General features: G+C 57.1%; 21 protein-coding genes and 1 pseudogene. 11 read left to right on the plus strand and 11 right to left on the minus strand.

Annotation, left to right across the window (positions count from 1 at the left end; all coding sequences use genetic code 11):
- Positions 1-132 precede the first annotated feature (132 nt).
- From hybO to hybG, 7 genes are read left to right on the plus strand one after another with little or no spacing between them, the layout of a single operon-like run.
- Positions 133-1,263 (plus strand): hydrogenase 2 small subunit, encoded by a 1,131-nt coding sequence (hybO, locus tag FHW74_RS12165; RefSeq protein WP_183170678.1) that lies wholly within the window; start codon positions 133-135, stop codon positions 1,261-1,263.
- Entirely contained in the window at positions 1,260-2,273 is a 1,014-nt protein-coding gene (gene hybA, locus FHW74_RS12170) for a hydrogenase 2 operon protein HybA (RefSeq protein ID WP_183170679.1), read from the plus strand. Before hybO ends, hybA begins: the two co-directional genes overlap by 4 nt.
- Positions 2,266-3,441, plus strand: coding sequence for a Ni/Fe-hydrogenase cytochrome b subunit (gene hybB / locus FHW74_RS12175; protein WP_183170680.1), 1,176 nt, complete (start codon positions 2,266-2,268; stop codon positions 3,439-3,441). The genes hybA and hybB overlap by 8 nt, the downstream gene beginning before the upstream one ends.
- The gene (gene hybC / locus FHW74_RS12180) at positions 3,438-5,138 is read left to right on the plus strand and encodes a hydrogenase 2 large subunit (RefSeq protein WP_183170681.1); all 1,701 of its coding nucleotides are present in this window, start codon (positions 3,438-3,440) and stop codon (positions 5,136-5,138) included. Before hybB ends, hybC begins: the two co-directional genes overlap by 4 nt.
- Entirely contained in the window at positions 5,138-5,635 is a 498-nt protein-coding gene (locus FHW74_RS12185; protein ID WP_183170682.1) for a HyaD/HybD family hydrogenase maturation endopeptidase, read from the plus strand. Before hybC ends, FHW74_RS12185 begins: the two co-directional genes overlap by 1 nt.
- The gene (gene hybE, locus FHW74_RS12190; protein WP_183170683.1) at positions 5,620-6,108 is read left to right on the plus strand and encodes a hydrogenase-2 assembly chaperone; all 489 of its coding nucleotides are present in this window, start codon (positions 5,620-5,622) and stop codon (positions 6,106-6,108) included. The genes FHW74_RS12185 and hybE overlap by 16 nt, the downstream gene beginning before the upstream one ends.
- A 23-nt stretch (positions 6,109-6,131) precedes the next feature.
- Entirely contained in the window at positions 6,132-6,380 is a 249-nt protein-coding gene (hybG, locus tag FHW74_RS12195; protein ID WP_183170684.1) for a hydrogenase maturation factor HybG, read from the plus strand.
- A gap of 3 nt (positions 6,381-6,383) precedes the next feature.
- On the opposite strand, the gene FHW74_RS12200 is transcribed toward hybG, so the two are convergent.
- The 4 genes from FHW74_RS12200 to ivbL all read right to left on the minus strand — a co-directional run bounded on the left by FHW74_RS12200 (position 6,384) and on the right by ivbL (position 9,758).
- A complete protein-coding gene (locus FHW74_RS12200) occupies positions 6,384-7,472 on the minus strand; it encodes an AAA family ATPase (protein WP_183170685.1) in 1,089 nt (362 codons plus the stop codon).
- Positions 7,473-7,573: 101 nt separating this feature from the next.
- Positions 7,574-7,855 (minus strand): acetolactate synthase small subunit, encoded by a 282-nt coding sequence (ilvN, locus tag FHW74_RS12205; RefSeq protein ID WP_183170686.1) that lies wholly within the window; start codon positions 7,853-7,855, stop codon positions 7,574-7,576.
- Between the two features lie 3 nt (positions 7,856-7,858).
- A complete protein-coding gene (gene ilvB, locus FHW74_RS12210; RefSeq protein ID WP_183170687.1) occupies positions 7,859-9,547 on the minus strand; it encodes an acetolactate synthase large subunit in 1,689 nt (562 codons plus the stop codon).
- 112 nt (positions 9,548-9,659) lie between these two features.
- On the minus strand, positions 9,660-9,758 hold the full coding sequence (gene ivbL / locus FHW74_RS12215) for an ilvB operon leader peptide IvbL (RefSeq protein WP_125292878.1): 99 nt from the start codon (positions 9,756-9,758) through the stop codon (positions 9,660-9,662).
- 529 nt (positions 9,759-10,287) lie between these two features.
- On the opposite strand from ivbL, the gene tisB reads away from it, so the two are divergent.
- From tisB to emrD, 3 genes are all read left to right on the plus strand, one after another.
- A complete protein-coding gene (gene tisB / locus FHW74_RS12220) occupies positions 10,288-10,377 on the plus strand; it encodes a type I toxin-antitoxin system toxin TisB (RefSeq protein ID WP_125292879.1) in 90 nt (29 codons plus the stop codon).
- A 110-nt stretch (positions 10,378-10,487) separates the two neighbouring features.
- Positions 10,488-11,111, plus strand: coding sequence for a histidine phosphatase family protein (locus FHW74_RS12225; protein WP_183170688.1), 624 nt, complete (start codon positions 10,488-10,490; stop codon positions 11,109-11,111).
- Between the two features lie 168 nt (positions 11,112-11,279).
- A complete protein-coding gene (gene emrD / locus FHW74_RS12230) occupies positions 11,280-12,464 on the plus strand; it encodes a multidrug efflux MFS transporter EmrD (protein WP_183170689.1) in 1,185 nt (394 codons plus the stop codon).
- On the opposite strand, the gene FHW74_RS12235 is transcribed toward emrD, so the two are convergent.
- From FHW74_RS12235 to ibpA, 5 genes are all read right to left on the minus strand, one after another.
- A complete protein-coding gene (locus FHW74_RS12235; RefSeq protein ID WP_183170690.1) occupies positions 12,461-12,799 on the minus strand; it encodes a DUF202 domain-containing protein in 339 nt (112 codons plus the stop codon). The genes emrD and FHW74_RS12235 overlap by 4 nt on opposite strands.
- On the minus strand, positions 12,792-13,139 hold the full coding sequence (locus FHW74_RS12240; RefSeq protein ID WP_161658772.1) for a YidH family protein: 348 nt from the start codon (positions 13,137-13,139) through the stop codon (positions 12,792-12,794). Before FHW74_RS12240 ends, FHW74_RS12235 begins: the two co-directional genes overlap by 8 nt.
- A gap of 114 nt (positions 13,140-13,253) precedes the next feature.
- Entirely contained in the window at positions 13,254-14,915 is a 1,662-nt protein-coding gene (locus FHW74_RS12245) for a putative transporter (RefSeq protein WP_183170691.1), read from the minus strand.
- A 154-nt stretch (positions 14,916-15,069) separates the two neighbouring features.
- On the minus strand, positions 15,070-15,498 hold the full coding sequence (ibpB, locus tag FHW74_RS12250) for a small heat shock chaperone IbpB (RefSeq protein ID WP_183170692.1): 429 nt from the start codon (positions 15,496-15,498) through the stop codon (positions 15,070-15,072).
- A gap of 107 nt (positions 15,499-15,605) precedes the next feature.
- Positions 15,606-16,019, minus strand: coding sequence for a small heat shock chaperone IbpA (gene ibpA, locus FHW74_RS12255; protein ID WP_002435514.1), 414 nt, complete (start codon positions 16,017-16,019; stop codon positions 15,606-15,608).
- A gap of 304 nt (positions 16,020-16,323) precedes the next feature.
- Here ibpA and FHW74_RS12260 point away from each other — a divergent pair, with 304 nt between their 5' ends.
- On the plus strand, positions 16,324-16,650 hold the full coding sequence (locus FHW74_RS12260; RefSeq protein WP_183170693.1) for a YceK/YidQ family lipoprotein: 327 nt from the start codon (positions 16,324-16,326) through the stop codon (positions 16,648-16,650).
- Here the strand turns inward: FHW74_RS12260 and FHW74_RS12265 are convergent.
- Together FHW74_RS12265 and FHW74_RS12270 are read right to left on the minus strand one after the other, a co-directional pair.
- Positions 16,644-17,900 carry a DUF3748 domain-containing protein gene (locus tag FHW74_RS12265; protein WP_183170694.1) on the minus strand — a complete coding sequence of 419 codons (1,257 nt, stop codon included), beginning with the start codon at positions 17,898-17,900 and terminating at the stop codon, positions 16,644-16,646. The two genes, FHW74_RS12260 and FHW74_RS12265, sit on opposite strands and share 7 nt — an antisense overlap.
- Before the next feature lie 81 nt (positions 17,901-17,981).
- Positions 17,982-19,318: pseudogene (locus tag FHW74_RS12270) on the minus strand (MFS transporter).
- Positions 19,319-19,338: the final 20 nt, after the last annotated feature.

Raw genomic sequence — 19,338 nt, forward strand, 5'->3', positions numbered from 1 at the left:
AATAATTATCAAAAGTTTCACTGTATAGCCCACAACGAAAACAAGGACTTTTTGCTCGTGATACATCACGCCGCAGGGAAATGGCTTTCCTGCATCCGGGGTGTGCAGAGCAGAGGCTTTCGGGAGAACAGCATGTCCGAAGGACAACAGGCTTTTTATCATAATGGTATTTCACGTCGTGATTTCATGACGCTGTGTGCAGCATTGTCGGCAACGATGGGATTAACAGGCACCGCATCCGCAGAGATGGTTGAAGCGATGTCTTCGCCGTCCCGTCCGCCGGTGGTCTGGATTGGTGCGCAGGAATGTACGGGCTGTACGGAATCACTGTTACGTTCAACACATCCCACGGTAGAAAACCTGGTGCTGGATGTGATTTCCCTTGAGTACCACGAGGTACTTTCCGCCGCCTTTGGTCATCAGGTGGAAGAAAACAAACACCGCGCCCTGGAACAGTACAAAGGCAAATTTGTGCTGGTGGTGGATGGGTCGATTCCGCTGAAAGACGGCGGTATTTACTGCATGGTGGCGGGTAAACCTATTGTTGAGCATATCCGTGAAGCGGCGGCCAATGCGGCGGCAGTGATTGCCATCGGCTCGTGCGCGGCCTGGGGCGGCGTCCCGGCGACGGGCGTGAACCCGACCGGCGCGGTGTCGCTACAGGATGTGATTCCCAACATTCCGGTCATCAATATTCCCGGCTGCCCGCCGAACCCGCACAACTTCCTGGCGACCGTGGCGCATGTGATCACCTTTAACCGCCCGCCGAAGCTGGATGCCAAAAACCGTCCGTTGTTCGCCTATGAGCGTTTGATCCACGAGAACTGCGAGCGTCGCCCGCATTTTGACGCCGGGCGTTTTGCCCGTGAGTTCGGCGATGAAGGCCACCGTCAGGGCTGGTGCCTGTACCATTTAGGCTGTAAAGGGCCGGAAACCTACGGCAACTGCTCAACGCTGGAGTTTTGCGACGTGGGCGGCGGAATTTGGCCGGTCGGTATCGGGCACCCCTGCTACGGCTGTAACGAAGAGGGCATTGGCTTTAAGAAAGGCATCTCCCAGCTTGCCGAAGTGCACCAGCCCACGCCGCGCGCTCAGGTGCCGGAGGTGAATCGCCCGGAAGGCGGCGCGGTTTCGATGAGTGCGGTCGGGCTGCTGGGCGCGGTAGTGGGCACCGTCGGCGGCGTCAGCGTAATGGCGGTGAAACAGCTTGGCCGTAAAAATCCAGCCGATAAATCCGCTGCGGATCGGGAGGAGAAGCATTGAACCGGCGTCACTTCTTTAAGCTGGCTTCCGGGGGCGCAGTATTAGCAGGGATGGCTCCCGCCGTACAAGCCGCAGCTGAAAATCGGCCACCGATCCCCGGTGCGCTCGGCATGTTGTTTGACTCGACCCTGTGCGTGGGTTGCCAGGCCTGCGTCAGCAAATGCCAGCAAATTAACCATCCGCAAACCAACGAATACCGTGGGGATACTTATGCCCACGGCGATAACACCTGGTCGGTGAACGATAAGCTCAGCCCCTACACTAATAACATCATTCAGATTTGGCGCAGCGGCGATGGCACCCACAAGAATCAGGAAAAAGACGGTTACGCGTTTATCAAGAAACAGTGCATGCACTGCGTCGACCCGAACTGCGTTTCCGCCTGCCCGGTCTCGGCGCTGACCAAAAACCCGAAAACCGGCATCGTGCAGTACGACAAAGACGTTTGTACCGGCTGCCGCTACTGCATGGTGGCCTGCCCGTTCAACGTGCCGAAATACGATTACGATCATCCGTTCGGCTATATCCACAAATGCGAATTGTGCAACCAGAAAGGCGTTGAGCGTCTCGATAAAGGCGGTTTGCCCGGCTGTACCGAAGTCTGCCCCACCGGCGCGGTGATTTTCGGCACCCGCGAGGAGCTGATGGCAGAGGCCAAAAAACGTCTTGCCCAGCAGCCCGGCAGCGAGTACCCCTACCCGCGCCAGCGGGTGAACGGCCAGGATGTGTATCTGCATCCGGTTGCTCATTATCAAAGCCACGTTTACGGCGAAATGGAAGGCGGCGGTACACAAGTGCTGGTGCTTTCTGGTGTGCCATTTGAGCATTTTGGATTGCCCGCGCTCGATCCGCTGGCGACCGGGGCGCGTTCCGAGCACGTTCAGCATTCGCTCTATAAAGGCATGATTTTGCCGGTGGCGGCGCTGGCGGGCATCACGTTCCTGGTACGCCGCAACTCCCGTATTCAGGAGCAGCAGGCAGCATCTCATAAGGAGGATAGCCATGAGTAACCATGCGCTTCGTCCCCTCGGCGGCAAACTGTTGACCTTCAGTATCAAGATCCTCGCGCCGCTGGTGATTATCTGTTTCCTGCTGGTCGCCAAACGTCTGGTAATGGGGATTGGCGATGTCTCCGATCTCAACGGCGGCTACCCGTGGGGCATCTGGATTGCCTTCGACTTGTTGATTGGCACCGGCTTCGCCTGCGGCGGCTGGGCGCTGGCCTGGGCAGTGTATGTCTTCAACCGCGGCGAGTATCACGACCTGGTCCGTCCGGCGCTGCTGGCGAGTTTGTTCGGTTACTCTATGGGCGGCCTGTCGATCACCATCGACCTGGGCCGCTACTGGAATATGCCCAACTTCTTTATGCCCGCGCACTTCAACCCTAACTCGGTGCTGTTTGAAACCGCAGTCTGTATGACTATTTATATCGGCGTGATGAGCCTTGAGCTGCTGCCTGCGCTGTTGGAGCGGCTGGGCTGGAAAGTGTCGCTGCGCCGTCTGAATAGCGTCATGTTTTTCATCATCGGCCTCGGGGCGCTGCTGCCGTCCATGCACCAGTCCTCAATGGGTTCGTTGATGATCGTGGCGGGCTATAAGGTGCATCCGCTGTGGCAAAGCTACGAGTTGCTGCCGCTGTTCTCGCTGTTAACGGCGTTCATTATGGGCTTTTCAATTGTGATTTTCGAAGGCTCGCTGCTGAAAGCCAGCAATACCGTCAAACAGGATGAAACGTCGCTGTTCCGTAAGCTCACCAATGTGATCAAAGTATTCCTGTGCCTGTTCCTGGTGCTGCGCATCGGCGAAGTAGTGTGGCACGGCAAACTGCCGCTGGTATTTGCCGGCGATCGCTACGCCTGGCTGTTTATCGCCGAAATCGTGCTGTTGGCGTTGCCGCTGGTGATGCTGCAAAGCGCGATGCGCCATAGCGCGCGCGGGCTGTTTATCAGCGCGGTCTGCCTGCTGCTCGGCGCGGCGCTGTGGCGTATGAACTATTCGCTCATCGCTTACGACCCGGGCAACGGTTATCACTATTTCCCCACCGCCAGCGAAATCCTGATTTCCATCGGCTTTGTCGCCGTTGAAATCGCCGCCTACATATTACTTACCCGTTTACTGCCAATTTTACCTGCGCAACAGGCCCGGTCAGAACGCATTAAGGAAGAGATAAAATTATGAGTCAACGTATCACTATTGATCCCATTACTCGCATCGAAGGCCACTTGCGGATCGACTGTGAAATTGAGCAGGGTAAGGTGGTTAAGGCATGGTCCTCCGGCACTATGTGGCGCGGCATGGAAGAGATTGTTAAAGGCCACGATCCGCGTGATGCCTGGATTATCGTGCAGCGTATCTGCGGGGTGTGTACCACTATCCACGCTATCGCCTCGGTGCGTGCGGTGGAAAATGCCCTGAAAATGGAGATCCCGGTTAACGCCCAGTACATCCGCAACCTGATCCTGGCGGCGCACCAGATCCACGACCATATCGTGCATTTCTATCAGCTTTCCGCGCTCGACTGGGTGGATATCACCTCGGCGCTGAAGGCCGACCCGGAAAAAGCCGAAGCGATGTTGAAAGGCGTTTCCACCTGGTCGCTGAACAGCGCGGCGGAATTCACCAAAGTGAAGCAGAAAATTCAGACGCTGGTGGACAGTGGTCAGTTGGGTATTTTCGCCAACGGTTACTGGGGCCACAGCGAAATGAAGCTGTCGCCGGAAGTGAACCTGATTGCCGTGGCGCACTATTTACAGGCGCTGGAGTGCCAGCGCGATGCTAACCGCATCGTGGCGATCCTCGGCGGTAAAACGCCGCACATTCAGAACCTGGCGGTAGGTGGCGTGGCGAACCCGATTAACCTCGACGCGCCGAGTGTGCTGAACCTTGAGCGGCTGATGTACGTGAAGTCGTTTATCGATAAGCTGGGCGACTTTATCGAGCAGGTTTACAAGCCAGACGCAGTGATTTTTGCCGCCAGCTATCCGCAGTGGCTGCAACTGGGTAAAGCCGCCGATTTCTACCTGGCGGTGCCGGATTTGCCGGTTGATCGCAAAGGCGAAACCTTCGCTATCCCGGGCGGCTATATGAAAGGTGCCGATTTCACCACCTTCCGCCCCATCACCAGCCATACCGATAAATACCTTATCGATGGCATCGAAGAGAGTGGCAAACACGCCTGGTACAAAGATGACAAGCCACTGAAACCGTGGGAAGGCGAAACCAATCCGCAGTACACCGGCTGGCAGGAAGACGGCAAATACTCGTGGGTGAAAGCGCCGACGTTTTACGGCAAACCGGTGGAAGTCGGCCCGCTGGCCTGGTTGCTGTGCGGCCTGGCGGCGAAACACGAAGGCACCGTCGCCCATTACGAAGGCATGAGCAAGCTGTACCAGACCCTCACCGGCCAGACGCTGACGCCGGATCAGCTGCAATCCACCTGGGGCCGTATTCTGGGCCGCGCCGTGCGTACCGGGGTGTTGCAGGATTCGCTGACCCAGCAATATCAACTGCTGATCGACAACATTAAGCGCGGCGATGTTGAGACCTTTGTGAAGCCGGAATTCCCGGCGGGCGAAATTCGTGGCGTGGGTTTTGAAGAAGCCTCGCGCGGCATGTTGTCCCACTGGATTGTGATTAAAGACGGCAAGATCGCCAACTATCAGGCGGTTGTTCCTTCCACCTGGAACGCCGGACCGCGCAACTTTAACGATGAGCCGGGCCCTTACGAGCGCGCGCTGATCGGCACCACCGTCGCCGACCCGGAAAAACCGCTGGAAGTGGTGCGTACCGTGCACTCCTTCGACCCGTGCATGTCCTGCGCGGTGCATATGGTGGATCTCACCGGCAAAGAGCTGAGCAAGGTTAAGGTGCTGTAATGCGCACACTGGTATTAGGGATTGGGAATCTGCTGCTGAGCGACGAAGGCATTGGCGTTCGCGCCATTGAAGCCCTCGAAGCGAATTATCAGATCCCCCCTGAGGTCGAGCTGTTTGACGGCGGCACCTCGGGTATGGAGCTGATGGAAGCCATGGCGGACCGGGATTTGCTGATCGTGGTGGATGCGGTGCGCAGCAATCACGAGGCGGGCAGCGTGTTTATCCTCGAAGATGACGAGGTGCCCGCGCTGTTTACCGAGAAACTCTCCCCCCACCAGCTTGGCCTGTGCGATGTGTTGATGGCGCTGAAAATGACCGGGGAGTACCCCCGGAAGTTAATTCTGATTGGCATCGAACCGGCGTCTCTGGCGCCGGGCATGACGCTGACCGCCACCGCCCAGCGGGCGCTGGCGGTGGCGCTGCGGGAAGTGCAGCGTCTGCTGGCGGAACATGGAATGGAAATACAACGGCAGGATGAACCATGCGCGACGAACTGATCTGGGACGTAGAAGGCTGGCACAGCAGCCCGGCGGCGGCGCTTGAGGCGCAGTTTAACCGCGTCGCCGAACAACAAATGGCCGCGCTACCGTTTTATCAGGCGCATATGCCGATCAAAGCCTGCGGGTTTCAGCTTTTCGAAGGCCAGTGGGTCGGTGCGATGTTAACGCCGTGGATGCTGGAGCTGGTGGTGCTGCCTGGCCCGGACCAGCAATGGCCGCGCCGTCAGGTGGGTTCCCGGCTGGCGCTGACCTTTCCGGCGGGGGATATGGCGTTTCGCGTCGGCGAGTTGACGCCAGCGCTGCATTACGTCGCCTGTTCGCTGATGTCGCCACTCGATCCGCATCTCAATGCTGAACAAGCCATTACGCTGGCGGAAAACAGCGTCAGTCTGGCACTGTCGTTACCGGTTCGACGCGACGCGCCGGTCAATATGAGCCGTCGGGCTTTACTGCGCGGTAAAGTCGCCTGAGTTAAGTTTTACAGGAGTTGCTTATGTGCCTGGGCGTACCGGGGAAAATTATTGCCGTCGGGGAAGAAATCCATGAACTGGCGACGGTGGAAGTGAGCGGCGTACAGCGCCAGGTGAATATCGCGCTGGTGTGTGAAGACCATCCGCGAGAATTGCTGAACCGCTGGGTGCTGGTTCACGTCGGGTTTGCCATGAGTATTCTCGACGAAGACGAAGCGCGCGATATGCTCAGCGCGTTAGAAAACCTTACCGGTGAAGCCATACTGCATTAACGCCTACGAGAGACGCGTCACCCGCGTCTCTCCCTCCTCCATCCCCAGCTGATACAGCGTGAATGGGCTGTGTTGCTCAATCAGGTTTGCCAGTTCCGGCGAGTGGCTGGTCAGCCAGATTTGCGAAAACCGTGAAGCCTCGGCGATCAGTTTCGCCAGCGCGGGCAACATGAGTGGGTGCAGGCTGTTTTCCGGTTCATTGAGGGCGATAAATGCCGGAGGGCGCGGGCTTAACAGCGCCACGGCCAGGCACAGGAAACGCAGCGTTCCATCAGAAAATTCAGCAGGCTCCAGCGGGCGGGTTAAGCCATCGCGCTGCATTAACAGTTGGAAGCGCCCGCCCGGATTTTCACAAAAGAACCGGCAGCCCGGAAACGCCTGATCGAGGATCGCCATCAACAGCCCTTCATCGCCAATTTCTACGATGGTCTGAAACGCCGCCGCCAGGTTCGCGCCATCACTGGCTAACACCGGGGAGCGGTACCCCACCTGCGGCTCACGTAGCGCGGAGTTTTTCGATACCGCAAACTCATGGTAAAACCGCCAGTTACGCATCGCTTCGCGCATTTGCGACACTTCCGGGTACAGATGCGGCTCGCCCAGTTGCCCGAAAACCGATTCGTTCTCATACAGCGTGCCGCTGTGGGTGACTTTTTCGTGATGAACATTGTTTAAAAACACCGCTTGATTTTTGCGGCGCATCAGCTGCGCCGACGCCCGGCGGTGATGATCGCTCAGCCAGATGCTCTCTTCTTTGATCACCGGATCGAGGTTGAACAGCGAGGGATAGGGTACTTTCTCAACAAAACCGAACTGGAGTTCATATTCATAACGGTCGGTTTCCACCGCCAGGGTGACGCGGCGCTTTTCATCACGGCGACTATGTCCGGCCCAGAACACTTTGAGAATGCCGCCTTCTGCGGCGAGATCCTGCGAGAACGCCCCCTGCGCGGCGCTGTGCATCAGATGAATGGCTTTATAGATGTTGGATTTACCGGTGCCGTTCGGCCCAAAAACGATATTCAGCCGCTCAAGATCCAGCGACAACTGCTTGATGGAACGGTAATTTTCAATATGCAGCGTTTTGATCACAGACACCCGCCAGGCTAACGGGCTGCGGTTTTAAGGCCGCAGCCGTGTATCGTCAGCCCGAGGGTAAAGTAACTTTGCGCGTGATGCAAAAAGTCAGCTCATTACTGGAAGAACAATTCCAGTTTGTTGAATACGCCCGGATCGTCCTGATGACGGATAATCTGGATCACGTCTTCCAGCTTGTCGATTTGGCTGACCATCTGCTCAAGCCGCTGGTCCTCCGCCACCTGTAGCCAGATGCGGCTGTGGTCGCCGTCCTGCAACGGCAAGCAGAGAATGCCTTCCACGTTGAACGCCCGGCGGGCGAACAGCCCACACACATGCGACATCACGCCAGGGTGGTTGCGTACCGTCAGTTCCAGAATTACGTTTTGTTGTTGCATGGCTTATTCTCCTACCATCTCTGTATTGGCCGCACCTGGCGGAACCATCGGGTACACTTTTTCCTGGGCATCAATTCGTACGTGGATTAAGCATGGCCCCGGGCGCGCCATGGCTTCACGCAGCGCCGCCTGCGGGTCATGCGCCGCGTTTAAATCGCAGCTGCTCATCCCGAAACCTTCGGCGATTTTGATGAAATTCGTCATGCCCGGGTAGGTGGCTTCAAACACATTCTGCTGGTAGAACAAGCTTTGTTGCTGATGCACCAGTCCGAGAGCCTGGTTGTTCATCAGGATCACTTTAATGTTCAAGCCGTTTTCAGCGGCGGTCGCCATCTCCTGAATATTCATCATCAGACTGCCGTCACCAGAGAAACAAATTATCTGGCGTTCCGGCTCGGCCAGCGCGGCGCCAATCGCCGCGGGCAAACCAAAACCCATGGTGCCCAAACCGCCTGAGGTCAGCCACTGGCGCGGACGGCGCAGCGGATAGGTCTGAGCGACCCACATCTGATGCTGGCCCACGTCGGTTGTAATGATGGCGTTCTCTTCCGCGCAGGCCGCCACCGCTTTGATCAGGCCGTAATGGCACAGTGGATCATCGGCGTTGGGCATATTGAACGGGAATTCCTGTTGCAGCGACGCCACCAGCGCGCGCCACGGCGCACGTTCGCCAAGCATAACGCGCGGTGTCAGCTGAGTCAGCACGTCGGCCACATCGCCCTGAATGGCGATATGCGGCTGCTTGATTTTGCCCAGCTCGGCGCGGTCGATATCTACATGGATAATTTTGGCGTTCGGGCAGAACTCCTGGGTTTTGCCAATCGCCCGGTCATCAAAACGCGCGCCGAGAACAATCAGCAGATCCGCTTCCTGCAAAATAAAATTGGTGCTGCGCGCGCCGTGCATCCCCAGCATACCCAGCGACAACGGATGATCGGTGGGCAATACGCCCAGCGCCATTAACGTCATGGTTGTCGGTAAGTTGGCCTGCTCCGCCAGCTTGCGAACCTGCGGCGCGGCGTTGAGGGTGCCGCCGCCCAGATACAGCACCGGGCGCTTCGCCTGGTTGATCATCGCCGCCGCATCGGCCACCTGCTGCGGGTTAAACGCCGGGGCAAGCGTACAGCGGCCCGGCTCCGGGAAGCTCTCAATGTCAATTTCCGCGTTCTGAATATCCTTTGGAATATCAATCCATACCGGCCCCGGACGGCCTGACTGGGCGATGCGAAACGCGTCGCTGATCACCTGTGGTAGCTCGCTAATATGGCGCACCAGGTAGTTGTGCTTGGTGATGGGAATGGCGATGCCATAGGTGTCGACTTCCTGGAACGCGTCCGCGCCGATCATCGAGGTTGCGACCTGGCCTGTGATGCAGACCATGGGAATCGAATCGAGCCGCGCATCGGCAATCGCCGTAACCAGGTTAGTCGCACCCGGTCCGCTACAGGCGATACACACCGCCGGTTTGCCCTGGGTGCGCGCCATGCCCTGGGCGATAAAACCCGCGCCCTGCTCATGGCGCGCCAGAATGTGGCGAATTTTTGTGCTCTGGCTCAGCGCGTCGTATAACGGCAGCACGGTGCCACCGGGGATGCCGGTAACGGTAGTAATGCCCTGACGCTCCAGCAAATGAACGATCAGTTGCGCGCCAGTAAAGCGTTGTGTAGGGGAAGTTGTGCCCATTGTCGCCATGCTCCAGTCCTTTCTCTTTCTGGGCCAGCTTTACTTTCCGGGCGAGATAAACAAGAAACCCCGCTCGGTTGCGCCGGCGGGGTTTTTGGAATCGATGCGTTGACTCGGGACCCTACGGCGCATTGCCGACGACCACCACCACACGCACGACGACCACCGCGGCAGGTTGCGCGGTTAGTAGTAGGTCAGAAGCGTGCATGAATGCGGTCATGGGATCTCAGTTCTCGATCAACGGTAAAATTTATACAAACACAGCGCTACGCGGCTGACAAGAGGTTTATTAAGAGGAGGAAAAATCCGTGAGATTTATCACAAATGCATTTTTAGCCGGGCAGAAGTAAAAAACAAAAAACCCCGCGAGAAGCGAGGTTTTTTGGAGCGGTTTTGCGGATGGTCGCCGCAAAAGCACACTGTGTTACGTCAACTAAGTAACTATACGACCAATTGACCGCTATCGCAAACATTGCGGCGGTTTCAGGCTAGTTAACTATAGATCTCAATGAGTAAGTCGTCCAGAAAATACTGTTCATTTATACAGCATTTATCTATACTGAAGTTGCTGTTCACCGTGTGCGATACGGGGCCGTGATATGCGGCGCAAAGCAAGTCCTGGCTGAAACGGGTGGTGCCGTCAGTGCCTTAACCCCGTGAGAGCACACTGTGTTACGCCAACAAAGCTGCTGGCAACAGGCAACGGAAAGGTACGTCAGCGGCGTGCTCCTTGACCAGAGGAGACGCGTATGAGCGGAATGGATTGGGTTATCCTTGTCCTCAAACTCATTGTTGCATTGCTGCAACTGCTTGATGCAGTCCTGAAATACCTCCGGTGATTCAGGGTCAAGTCGCACCAAAGGAGGGCGGGCAACCGCCCTCCTTTAACACCAGCTTTTTTCAGGTTTCGCTGACGTGATAAGGTAGCCTCTTTCCCCAAGGAAAGTCTGTGAGCGAGTCGGTGCGTTTTATTGTGGTGCGCCACGCTGAATCCGAATGGAATCAGCGCGGTATTTTGCAGGGGCAGCTTGAAAGCCCCACCAGCGCACGCGGGCTTCGGCAAATCGATGCACTGCTTGGAGCATTGGACGGTTACACCTTCAACGCCGTGATCGGTTCTCCTTCCCGGCGCGCGCTAACCACCGCACAGGCCATTGCTCAGGCGCATTCCGCCACGCTCCATCTCGACCCACGTCTGCATGAACAGCACCTTGGCGATTTTCAGGCACTCAGCGCCGCGCAGATTCTGGAACGCGAGCCCGCCGTGGGCGATGCGCTGTTCGCGGGGGATGTCGCGGTGGTTCCACCCGGTGGGGAAAGCGTGCTGGAAGCGGCGAACCGGCTGCGTCAGGCGCTGCTTGGCTGGAAAGCTGAAGGCGATACCTGCGTGGTTACGCACGGTAATACGCTGGCGGGATTACTGTGGCTATTAGATAGCGCGGATTTTCGTGTGCCCTTTACCCGCTACAGCCCGCACAATTGCAGTTACTCAACGCTGATTCGCCATGGCCAGTCGCTGAAGATCGAAAACTGGGGTCTGGCAACCCATCTGCTGAACGGTAATCTGCTGTAATCTGGCGCTTTCTGGCAATATTTGTTGCCGAAAAGCGTTTACATCCCACCCCGCCCTGTCGCCCGCGATGATCTGGCGATATCTCTGTATTGTGGTAGATTCCTCTCGCTTTTAAGTGCTATCCAGAAAAACACTCCATCATAGAAATAAGAAATACTCTTTATCGCCATGAAAAAGCTGACGAATTCTCATCTGCTGTTAATGCTGATTATGCTTATTGCCGTCGGGCAAATGGCGCAAACCATTTATATCCCGGCGATTGCCGATATGGCCCGCGATTTACAGGTACGTGAAGGCGCAATGCAAAGCGTGATGGCCGCCTATCTGCTGACTTACGGCCTTTCGCAACTGATTTACGGCCCGATCTCAGACCGCGTGGGCCGCCGCCCCGTTATCCTGGTGGGAATGAGCATTTTTATGCTGGCCACGCTGATTGCGTTGCGCACCACCAGTTTGCCGGTGCTGATCGCCGCCAGCGCGTTACAGGGCATGGGCACCGGCGTGGCGGGCGTAATGGCGCGCACTATGCCGCGCGACCTGTTTGAAGGCCCGGCGCTGCGCCACGCGAACAGCCTTTTGAATATGGGGATCTTAGTCAGCCCGCTGCTTGCGCCGTTGATCGGCGGCGTGCTGGATACGGTATGGGGCTGGCGCGCCTGCTTTGCGTTTCTACTGGCGCTGTGCGTGATGGTCACGTTCAGTATGGCCCGCTGGATGCCGGAAACCCGACCAGCGCAGGCTCCGCGTACCCGACTGATCGCCAGCTATAAAACCCTGTTCGGCAACGCCGCGTTTAACTGCTTTTTGCTGATGCTGATTGGCGGGCTGGCGGGTATCGCGGTGTTTGAAGCCTGCGCCGGCGTGTTGATGGGCGCGGTGCTGGGGCTAAACAGCATGGTGGTCAGCGTGCTGTTTATTCTGCCCATCCCCGCGGCGTTTTTTGGCGCGTGGTACGCAGGCCGTCAGAATAAACGCTTTGCCTCGCTGATGTGGCAATCGGTATTGAGCTGCCTGCTGGCCGGGGTAATGATGTGGATCCCCGGCTGGTTTGGCATCATGAATATCTGGACCTTGCTGCTGCCCGCGACGCTGTTTTTCTTTGGCGCGGGGATGCTGTTCCCTCTCGCCACCACTGGCGCGATGGAGCCGTTTCCATTCCTGGCAGGCACCGCAGGCGCGCTGGTCGGCGGCCTGCAAAACGTGGGTTCCGGCCTACTGGCCTGGTTCTCCGCGCTGCTACCGCAAACCGGGCAAGGCAGCCTGGGTATGTTGATGACGGCGATGGGCGGCGTGATTTTGCTGTGCTGGCTGCCGTTGGCGCATCGCGAACAGCAGCAAAGCCATCTGGTTTAACCTAATAGCGTCAGAATGTTATGCAAGTGGGACACGCAAAACAGCAGCGCCAGCATCACCACCGCCAGGGCAATGAGCAATTTGCCGCGCAGCGAGCGCCGGTCTGAAAAGTCGCAGCGCGCAATATCCATCAGGTTGCGTTTATGGACAAACACGTAAATCAGCGCGCTGACCAACGCCAGGATCACCAGCGACAGCCAGAACAGCGCGCCTGCCTGGTACCAGCTGTGGCGCAGCGCTAACGCCAGCAGCGCGCCATAGCCCAGCAGCGTGCGCAGCCAGGCCAGCGAGGTGCGCTCGGGCTGTAACCCCGGGTCGCGCTGCGGGTCAGCCACCGAGTATCACCATTGCAATCACCACTGCCGCAATCAGCATCATGGCGACGCTGATGGTTTTCAGACTGCGGGTATAAACAAAATCCTGCTTCAGGCGCATCGCCTTTTCATTGTTCAGCCAGCGCAAATAGCCATACAGCGCGATACCACCGGAAAAAATACACAGCATCAGCGACATGATTTCCCGCACCAGCGGCGTGGCGAGCTCCGGAGCAAGCTGATCGAGCCCCACCCCCGCCGCCAGAAACCCCAGCGCGGTGCGGATCCAGGCCAAAAATGTGCGCTCATTGGCAAGTGAGAAGCGGTAATCCGGCGCTTCTCCGATCTGCGAAATTTTCATGTTCATTCCTTATGCCCGGCACGACGGAGCCGGAAATCTGTTATAGCCTGGCATTATTTCATCGATAAAAAAACCGGCGCTGTTAACGCCGGTTTTTGACGGGAAAGACGCATGCTATCCCATTCCCCAGAACAGCACCGCCAGCAGCTGCGGCGTGATGATGCGTAAAAACATCACCAGCGGATAGACCGTGGCATAAGAGAGCGCCGCCGCGCCGCTGGTCGCGTGAAGGTTATTCGCGAACGCCAGCGCGGGCGGGTCGGTCATCGAGCCCGCCAGCATCCCGCACAGGGTCAGGTAGTTCATGCGGGCGAAAATCCGTGCCAGCAGGCCAACAGTGATTAACGGCACGGCGGTGATCATCACGCCATAGGCAATCCAGCTCACGCCGCTGCCGGCCAGCAGCGTATCAACAAAATCGCCGCCGGATTTCAGCCCCACCACCGACAGGAACAGCACAATCCCCAGTTCACGCAGGGCGAGGTTAGCGCTGGGCGGCATAAACCAGTACAGCTTGCCGATGGTGCCGATACGGCCCAGGATCAGCGCCATAATCAATGGCCCGCCAGCCAGGCCCAGCCGCAGCGCAGCCGGGAAACCGGGGATAAACAGCGGGATAGAGCCCAGCAGCACCCCCAGCCCAATGCCGATAAATACCGGCAGCATCTGCACCTGCTGCAATTTTTGCTGGGCGTTGCCCACTTCTGCCGCCACGGCGTCGATAGACGCCGGACGCCCCACCAGATTCAAAATATCGCCAAATTGCAGGCTGGCGTTGCTGCTTGCCACCAGCTCCACCCCGGCACGGTTAAGCCGCGAGATCACCACGTCATAACGCTGTTTGAATTGCAGATCGCGGATTTTCTTTCCGAAAACTTTTTCGTTAGTCACCACTACCCGTTCAACGCGCAATTCGGTGCCGTGGGTCGACAGCGAGGTATCCACTTCTTTACCGATCACCAGTTGCGCGTTGTGCAAATCCTTCTCACGCCCCACCAGATGCAGTAAATCGCCAATCTGCACCACGGTGTTGGGTGACGGCACCATCAGCATCTCTTCCCGCTTTAACCGCGAACAGATAATGGTGTCGCTGTTCAGGATCGGGACATCCTGAATCGCCAGCATATTCAGGTTAGGGTTTTCGACGCGAATATTAATGGTATGCAGTTGGGCATGGCTGAAGCCGTTGCTGGCGTCGTGCTGGGCCGCCTCGCTGTCGACGTTGATGCGAAAGACCATGCGGATCAGCCACATAGTAAGCAAAATGCCGCAAATGCCGAACGGATAAGCCATGGCATAGCTCATCCCCATCTGATCAACAATGTCAGTCGGCGTGCCCAAATCGGCGAGGATTTGTTGCCCTGCACCCAGCGCAGGCGTGTTGGTGACCGCGCCGGAAAAAATCCCCAGCACCACCGGCAGGGGGATATCGAACAATTTATGCAGAATGGCGGTGACCACGCCGCCGAGCACCACAATCAGAATAGCGAACAGATTAAGCCGCAGCCCGGAAACGCGCAGTGAGGAGAAGAAGCCCGGCCCGACCTGGATGCCGATCGTATATACGAACAGGATCAGCCCAAACTCCTGGATGAAGTGCAGCATATGGCCGTTAAGACCAATCCCGGCCTGCTCGACAAAATGACCGACGATAATGCCGCCAAACAGCACGCCGCCGATACCGAGCCCGACCCCGCGAATTTTGACATTGCCGATCCATAACCCGACTACCGCCACCAGCGCCAGGATCGAAACCGTTAACGCTATCTCACTCATACCGGATCCCTGTGAAACTCACGATTGTTATCCGGGATTCTGGCAGAGCTATAGCGGAATGAATGGGGGTTAGCGCACAGTTTACGGGGGGATGTAATACGATAGGGGTAGTTCAAAGAGGCGCGCTCCCGAAGTGGGGAGCGCGCGGTACGGATTAGCTATTCAGCGCGGGGCGTTCGCTGATGGCGATACGCTGCGGCGCAATGGCTTCCGGGATATGACGCACCAGGTCGATATGCAGCAGACCGTTGTTAAAGGTGGCGCCAGAAACTTCCATATGCTCGGCCAGGGTGAAGCTCAGGTTAAACGGCTGAGTCACTAAACCCTGATGCAGCCACTTCGGCTCCTGTTCCGGTTTCTCCGGGGTGCCTTTCACGGTCAGGCGTGTTCCTTCAAGCTGGATATCTAAATCCTGTTGGCGAAAACCCGCCACCGCCAGGGTGATACGGTAGTGGTTATCATCGCTTTTTTCGATGTTGTACGGGGGAAACGTCGCGGTTTCCGCGGTGCTTTGCAGCGCATTAGCCAGTTTGTCGAAGCCAATCCACTGACGCAGAAGCGGGGATAAATCGTAGTTACGCATGGTTATTCTCCTTCAATGAAGCGAGTAAATACCTGCAAGCTCACGCTCGCAGTGTGCTCCCAATCGGCAAGCACGGGGATTAAGGCCGCACGGCGCGGCCCAGGGAATTAGTTGATTTCGATACGACGCGGTTTATTCGCTTCAGGAATGACGCGTTCTAAATCGATGTACAGCAGGCCGTTGACCAGATTCGCGCCGCGAACGTGGATGTTTTCAGCCAACTGGAATTTGCGCTCGAAGTTGCGCTCGGCGATACCCTGGTAAAGATAGGTACGCTCTTTCTGTTCGGCTGCATGCGCGCCCTTCACCACCAGCATGTTGTCCTGAGCTGTGATTTCCAGTTCGCTCTCAGCGAAACCGGCGACGGCAATGGCAATGCGGTAATGGTTTTCGTCAACCAGCTCTACGTTGTACGGAGGGTAGCCGCCGTTACTTTGGCTCTGGTTGTTTTCCAGCAGGTTGAACAGGCGGTCAAAACCAATCGCAGAACGGTAAAGCGGGGAGAGATCGAAATTACGCATAAAAATAAGCTCCTGAAATCAGCGAGTAAGTATTTGCCTTCCCGGCGGGACAGGCGGTAAGTCAAAACGTCCTGTCGGCACGTCTTTGATGACTGTATCTGTAAAATGGTGGTGCTTGTCGCCATTTCAAGCGTAAAAGCAGAGGATTTTTTGTTGGTTTACGTTTCTTTGCGTAGACTGGTTTTAGCGCAGGGGAAAAAAGACGAGAATGTCACCCTAACAAATTGTCACGGCAGTAAATTTTCAGGAAGCGAAGCCTTATTCCTTAATCAACGCGTTGCCACAACACAAAGTAAAAATGACAATGAAAATATTTATACGGATTTTGATGATCGGCTGCACGCTTACGCTACTAAACGGCTGCTCCAGCGTAATGACCCACACTGGCGGCGGCGAAAAAGGCGTTTACCCGGGGACGCGCACCAGCGTCGATCACCTGGGCGCTGACGACATCAGCTGGGGATTTAAGCCGCTGATCGCGCTGGATCTGCCTTTCACAGTGGTGATGGATACCGTCTTGCTGCCCTGGGATGTTTTCCGTACCGATAAGTCGGTGAAGTCGCGGGTTGAAGAGAGCGAAAAAAAGAATCACGCCGTTAACAGCGTGATCCCGCCTGCTAACTATCAGTGACCGGTTTCCGCCATCCAAAGCTGCTGATAACCGTCTTTATGCGCCATCCAGGCCACGTTTTTCCCGTCAGGTGAAAAGACCACCGCGTCCCCGGAAGGTGAGTGCCGCTGCGTCAGTGGCGTAATCGCACCCGTTTTGGCATCACACAGCACCACGCTTCCCTGCTGAATAAAACCAAGCCATTCGCCGCTCGGGTGCCAGTTAAACGCCGATTCCACGCCCGCTTCGCCAGTGGTTAACTGCTGCGGCTCACCGCCGTTTGGCGAGATCAGCCACAGTTGCGCGATGCCCTGTTCATCGCACATTAAAAACGCGATGGCATCGCCCTGCGGATTGCTGCGCACCCAGTGGCGCGGCGAGGTCGCCAGACCCGGCCAGGCGCGGGAATGCGTGAAGGTTAACCGCCGTTGGATCACACCCGCAGGCGGCGCGGGCAATGTCGTTTCGGTACCTTCAAGCGGCTCAGCGCCAGCCTGCTGCCAGTCGGCTTCACGCTCCGGCAAATCCACAATAAACAGTTCGGGGACTTTCTCGCCCGTCACGCTACGCGTATCGCCAATAAACGCCAGCGCCCGGCGCTGCATGCTGCCATCCGGCTTGCGATAGCCATATGCACCCACCCAGCCCTCTTCATAAGCGCGGTTGATGTCATCACTGCCCGGCATCGGCTCTGGCGTGGTACGGCTGACCAGCGCGCACCAGTATTGCCCGGCGTATTCACGGGGATGAACGCAGGGCGGCGTCACCGGGCCAAAAGGCAGCGCCACGCCGACGTTACGCAAATCGCGTGTCGGGTCATATTCGTGCAGCACATGATCGTTATAGGTAAAGCTCACCCACTCCCCGTCCGGGCAGAACACATGCACGTGACTGCCGCCGCGCAGCGCGCCGGGGGTAAACGGCGGGGTAATATCCATGGCATCCAGGTTTTTGGCGTTGCCGTTTTCCAGCATCACGCCGCGACGATGGTGGAAATCATACTGCCAGCCGCTATCCGGGTTTTCCGGGCCGTGGATAAACACATATTGCGCTTTCTGCGGGTTTACCGTCACTACGCCAACATGCGCGCCCCCGGTAGCCCGATAGAGCACCTCCACCTCTCCGGTCTCTACATTGACCCGCTCAATGGTTTCACCGGTAAAGGAGGCGCCGGACGGACGCACGTCAAACACCAGCCAGCGGCTGTCCGGCGTCCAGGTATTGATATTGGTGAGCTGATGGTTGCGAGGGGCAAAAGTGAGTTGTTTCATAGACAGGCTCGTTCAGATGGCGGTAATGCCCATCATAGTACGCTAAAAAATCAGACGCCCGATGGCAGGCGTCTGATTTTATTAACCGACCCGCTTCACATCCCCAACCAACAAAATGTATGAGCAGGCACCTATCAGTGCGACCACCGAGATATACACCAGCGCCGGGGCGAAGCCGTAACCCTGCGCTAAATAGCCTACCACCAGCGGTACCGTAATCCCGCCCAGACCACCGACGAAGTTAAACACCCCGCCCGCCAGGCCAATCAGGCGCATCGGCGCAAGTGAGGAGACCAGCGACCAGGTAATGGATGCGAACCCGTTGCCGAAGAACGCCAGCGCCATCAGCGTCATAATCCACACCGGATCGTTGGTGTAGTTTGCGCCCATGATACAAGTAGAAATTAACAGTCCGCAGATAATCGGCGTTTTGCGCGCTACGCCCAGCGAATACCCGCGTCGCACCAGCCGATCGGCGACCCAACCGGACAGCAGCACGCCGAAGAAGGCCGCCAGGAACGGCACCGTCGTCATAAATCCGGCTTTTAATGCGGTAATGCCTTTCTCCTGAGTGAGGTAATTCGGGAACCAGGTCAGGAAAAACCACAGCGTTGAGGTCACGGCAAACTGGCCTAAATAGACGCCCAGCAATTTACGATGGAAAACCAGTTTCCAGTCGGCGCGAGTGAGCGGCGTACGCGCTTTTTTCTCAACCGGCGCGTCACCATCCACCAGGCCGCCGCCGTCGCGAATATACTCCAGTTCCGCCTGGTTAACGCCTTTGCTGCGGCGCGGCGGCTGATAAACTTTTATCCAGATAAACGACCAGATGATGCCGATCCCGCCGGTGACAATAAATACCCAGTGCCAGCTCAGCAGCTCCTGGATCCAGATCAGCAGCGGCGTCAAAAACGCCAGGCCGACAAACTGCCCGGAGGTATAAAAGCCCACCGCCGAAGCGCGCTCATGTTCCGGGAACCAGCTGGTCACCATGCGGTTGTTGGTAGGAAACGCCGGGGCTTCAAATATGCCCGTGATGGCGCGTAAACCTATCAACGATAATAGTCCCGTGGCGAAGCCCTGAAATAAGGTTGCCACCGACCAGCCGAGAATGGCGATAAAATAAGTTAAACGCGACCCGACGCGATCTAAAAACCAGCCGCCGGGGATCTGGCAGAGCGTATATAACCAGGCGAAGGCGGAAAAGACGTAACCCATTTCCGCTTTGGTAATGCCGAACTCCTCCTGAATATGAGCGGACGCCACCGCCAGATTAGCGCGATCGACATAACAAATCACGACGGTAATAAAGATCATAACCAGCGTCAGGTAGCGGCGGCGCGTAGGTTTTGCCGCAATTACGGAGATATCCATGATGTTCTGTCTCCAGATTTTGGCATGGCGAGGCTCCTCACCATGCCCTGTGAAATACAGAGGG

Source organism: Atlantibacter sp. RC6 (assembly GCF_014193285.1).
GTDB lineage: Bacteria > Pseudomonadota > Gammaproteobacteria > Enterobacterales > Enterobacteriaceae > Atlantibacter.

Bases quoted from the DNA above. Each gene is read 5' to 3' on its own strand.
- hybO (WP_183170678.1), top strand. From the start codon at position 133: ATGTCCGAAGGACAACAGGCTTTTTATCATAATGGTATTTCACGTCGT.
- hybB (WP_183170680.1), top strand. From the start codon at position 2,266: ATGAGTAACCATGCGCTTCGTCCCCTCGGCGGCAAACTGTTGACCTTC.
- hybC (WP_183170681.1), top strand. From the start codon at position 3,438: ATGAGTCAACGTATCACTATTGATCCCATTACTCGCATCGAAGGCCAC.
- FHW74_RS12185 (WP_183170682.1), top strand. From the start codon at position 5,138: ATGCGCACACTGGTATTAGGGATTGGGAATCTGCTGCTGAGCGACGAA.
- hybE (WP_183170683.1), top strand. From the start codon at position 5,620: ATGCGCGACGAACTGATCTGGGACGTAGAAGGCTGGCACAGCAGCCCG.
- hybG (WP_183170684.1), top strand. From the start codon at position 6,132: ATGTGCCTGGGCGTACCGGGGAAAATTATTGCCGTCGGGGAAGAAATC.
- ilvN (WP_183170686.1), bottom strand. From the start codon at position 7,855: ATGCAACAACAAAACGTAATTCTGGAACTGACGGTACGCAACCACCCT.
- ilvB (WP_183170687.1), bottom strand. From the start codon at position 9,547: ATGGCGACAATGGGCACAACTTCCCCTACACAACGCTTTACTGGCGCG.
- ivbL (WP_125292878.1), bottom strand. From the start codon at position 9,758: ATGACCGCATTCATGCACGCTTCTGACCTACTACTAACCGCGCAACCT.
- tisB (WP_125292879.1), top strand. From the start codon at position 10,288: ATGAGCGGAATGGATTGGGTTATCCTTGTCCTCAAACTCATTGTTGCA.
- emrD (WP_183170689.1), top strand. From the start codon at position 11,280: ATGAAAAAGCTGACGAATTCTCATCTGCTGTTAATGCTGATTATGCTT.
- FHW74_RS12240 (WP_161658772.1), bottom strand. From the start codon at position 13,139: ATGAAAATTTCGCAGATCGGAGAAGCGCCGGATTACCGCTTCTCACTT.
- FHW74_RS12245 (WP_183170691.1), bottom strand. From the start codon at position 14,915: ATGAGTGAGATAGCGTTAACGGTTTCGATCCTGGCGCTGGTGGCGGTA.
- ibpB (WP_183170692.1), bottom strand. From the start codon at position 15,498: ATGCGTAACTACGATTTATCCCCGCTTCTGCGTCAGTGGATTGGCTTC.
- ibpA (WP_002435514.1), bottom strand. From the start codon at position 16,019: ATGCGTAATTTCGATCTCTCCCCGCTTTACCGTTCTGCGATTGGTTTT.
- FHW74_RS12260 (WP_183170693.1), top strand. From the start codon at position 16,324: ATGAAAATATTTATACGGATTTTGATGATCGGCTGCACGCTTACGCTA.
- FHW74_RS12265 (WP_183170694.1), bottom strand. From the start codon at position 17,900: ATGAAACAACTCACTTTTGCCCCTCGCAACCATCAGCTCACCAATATC.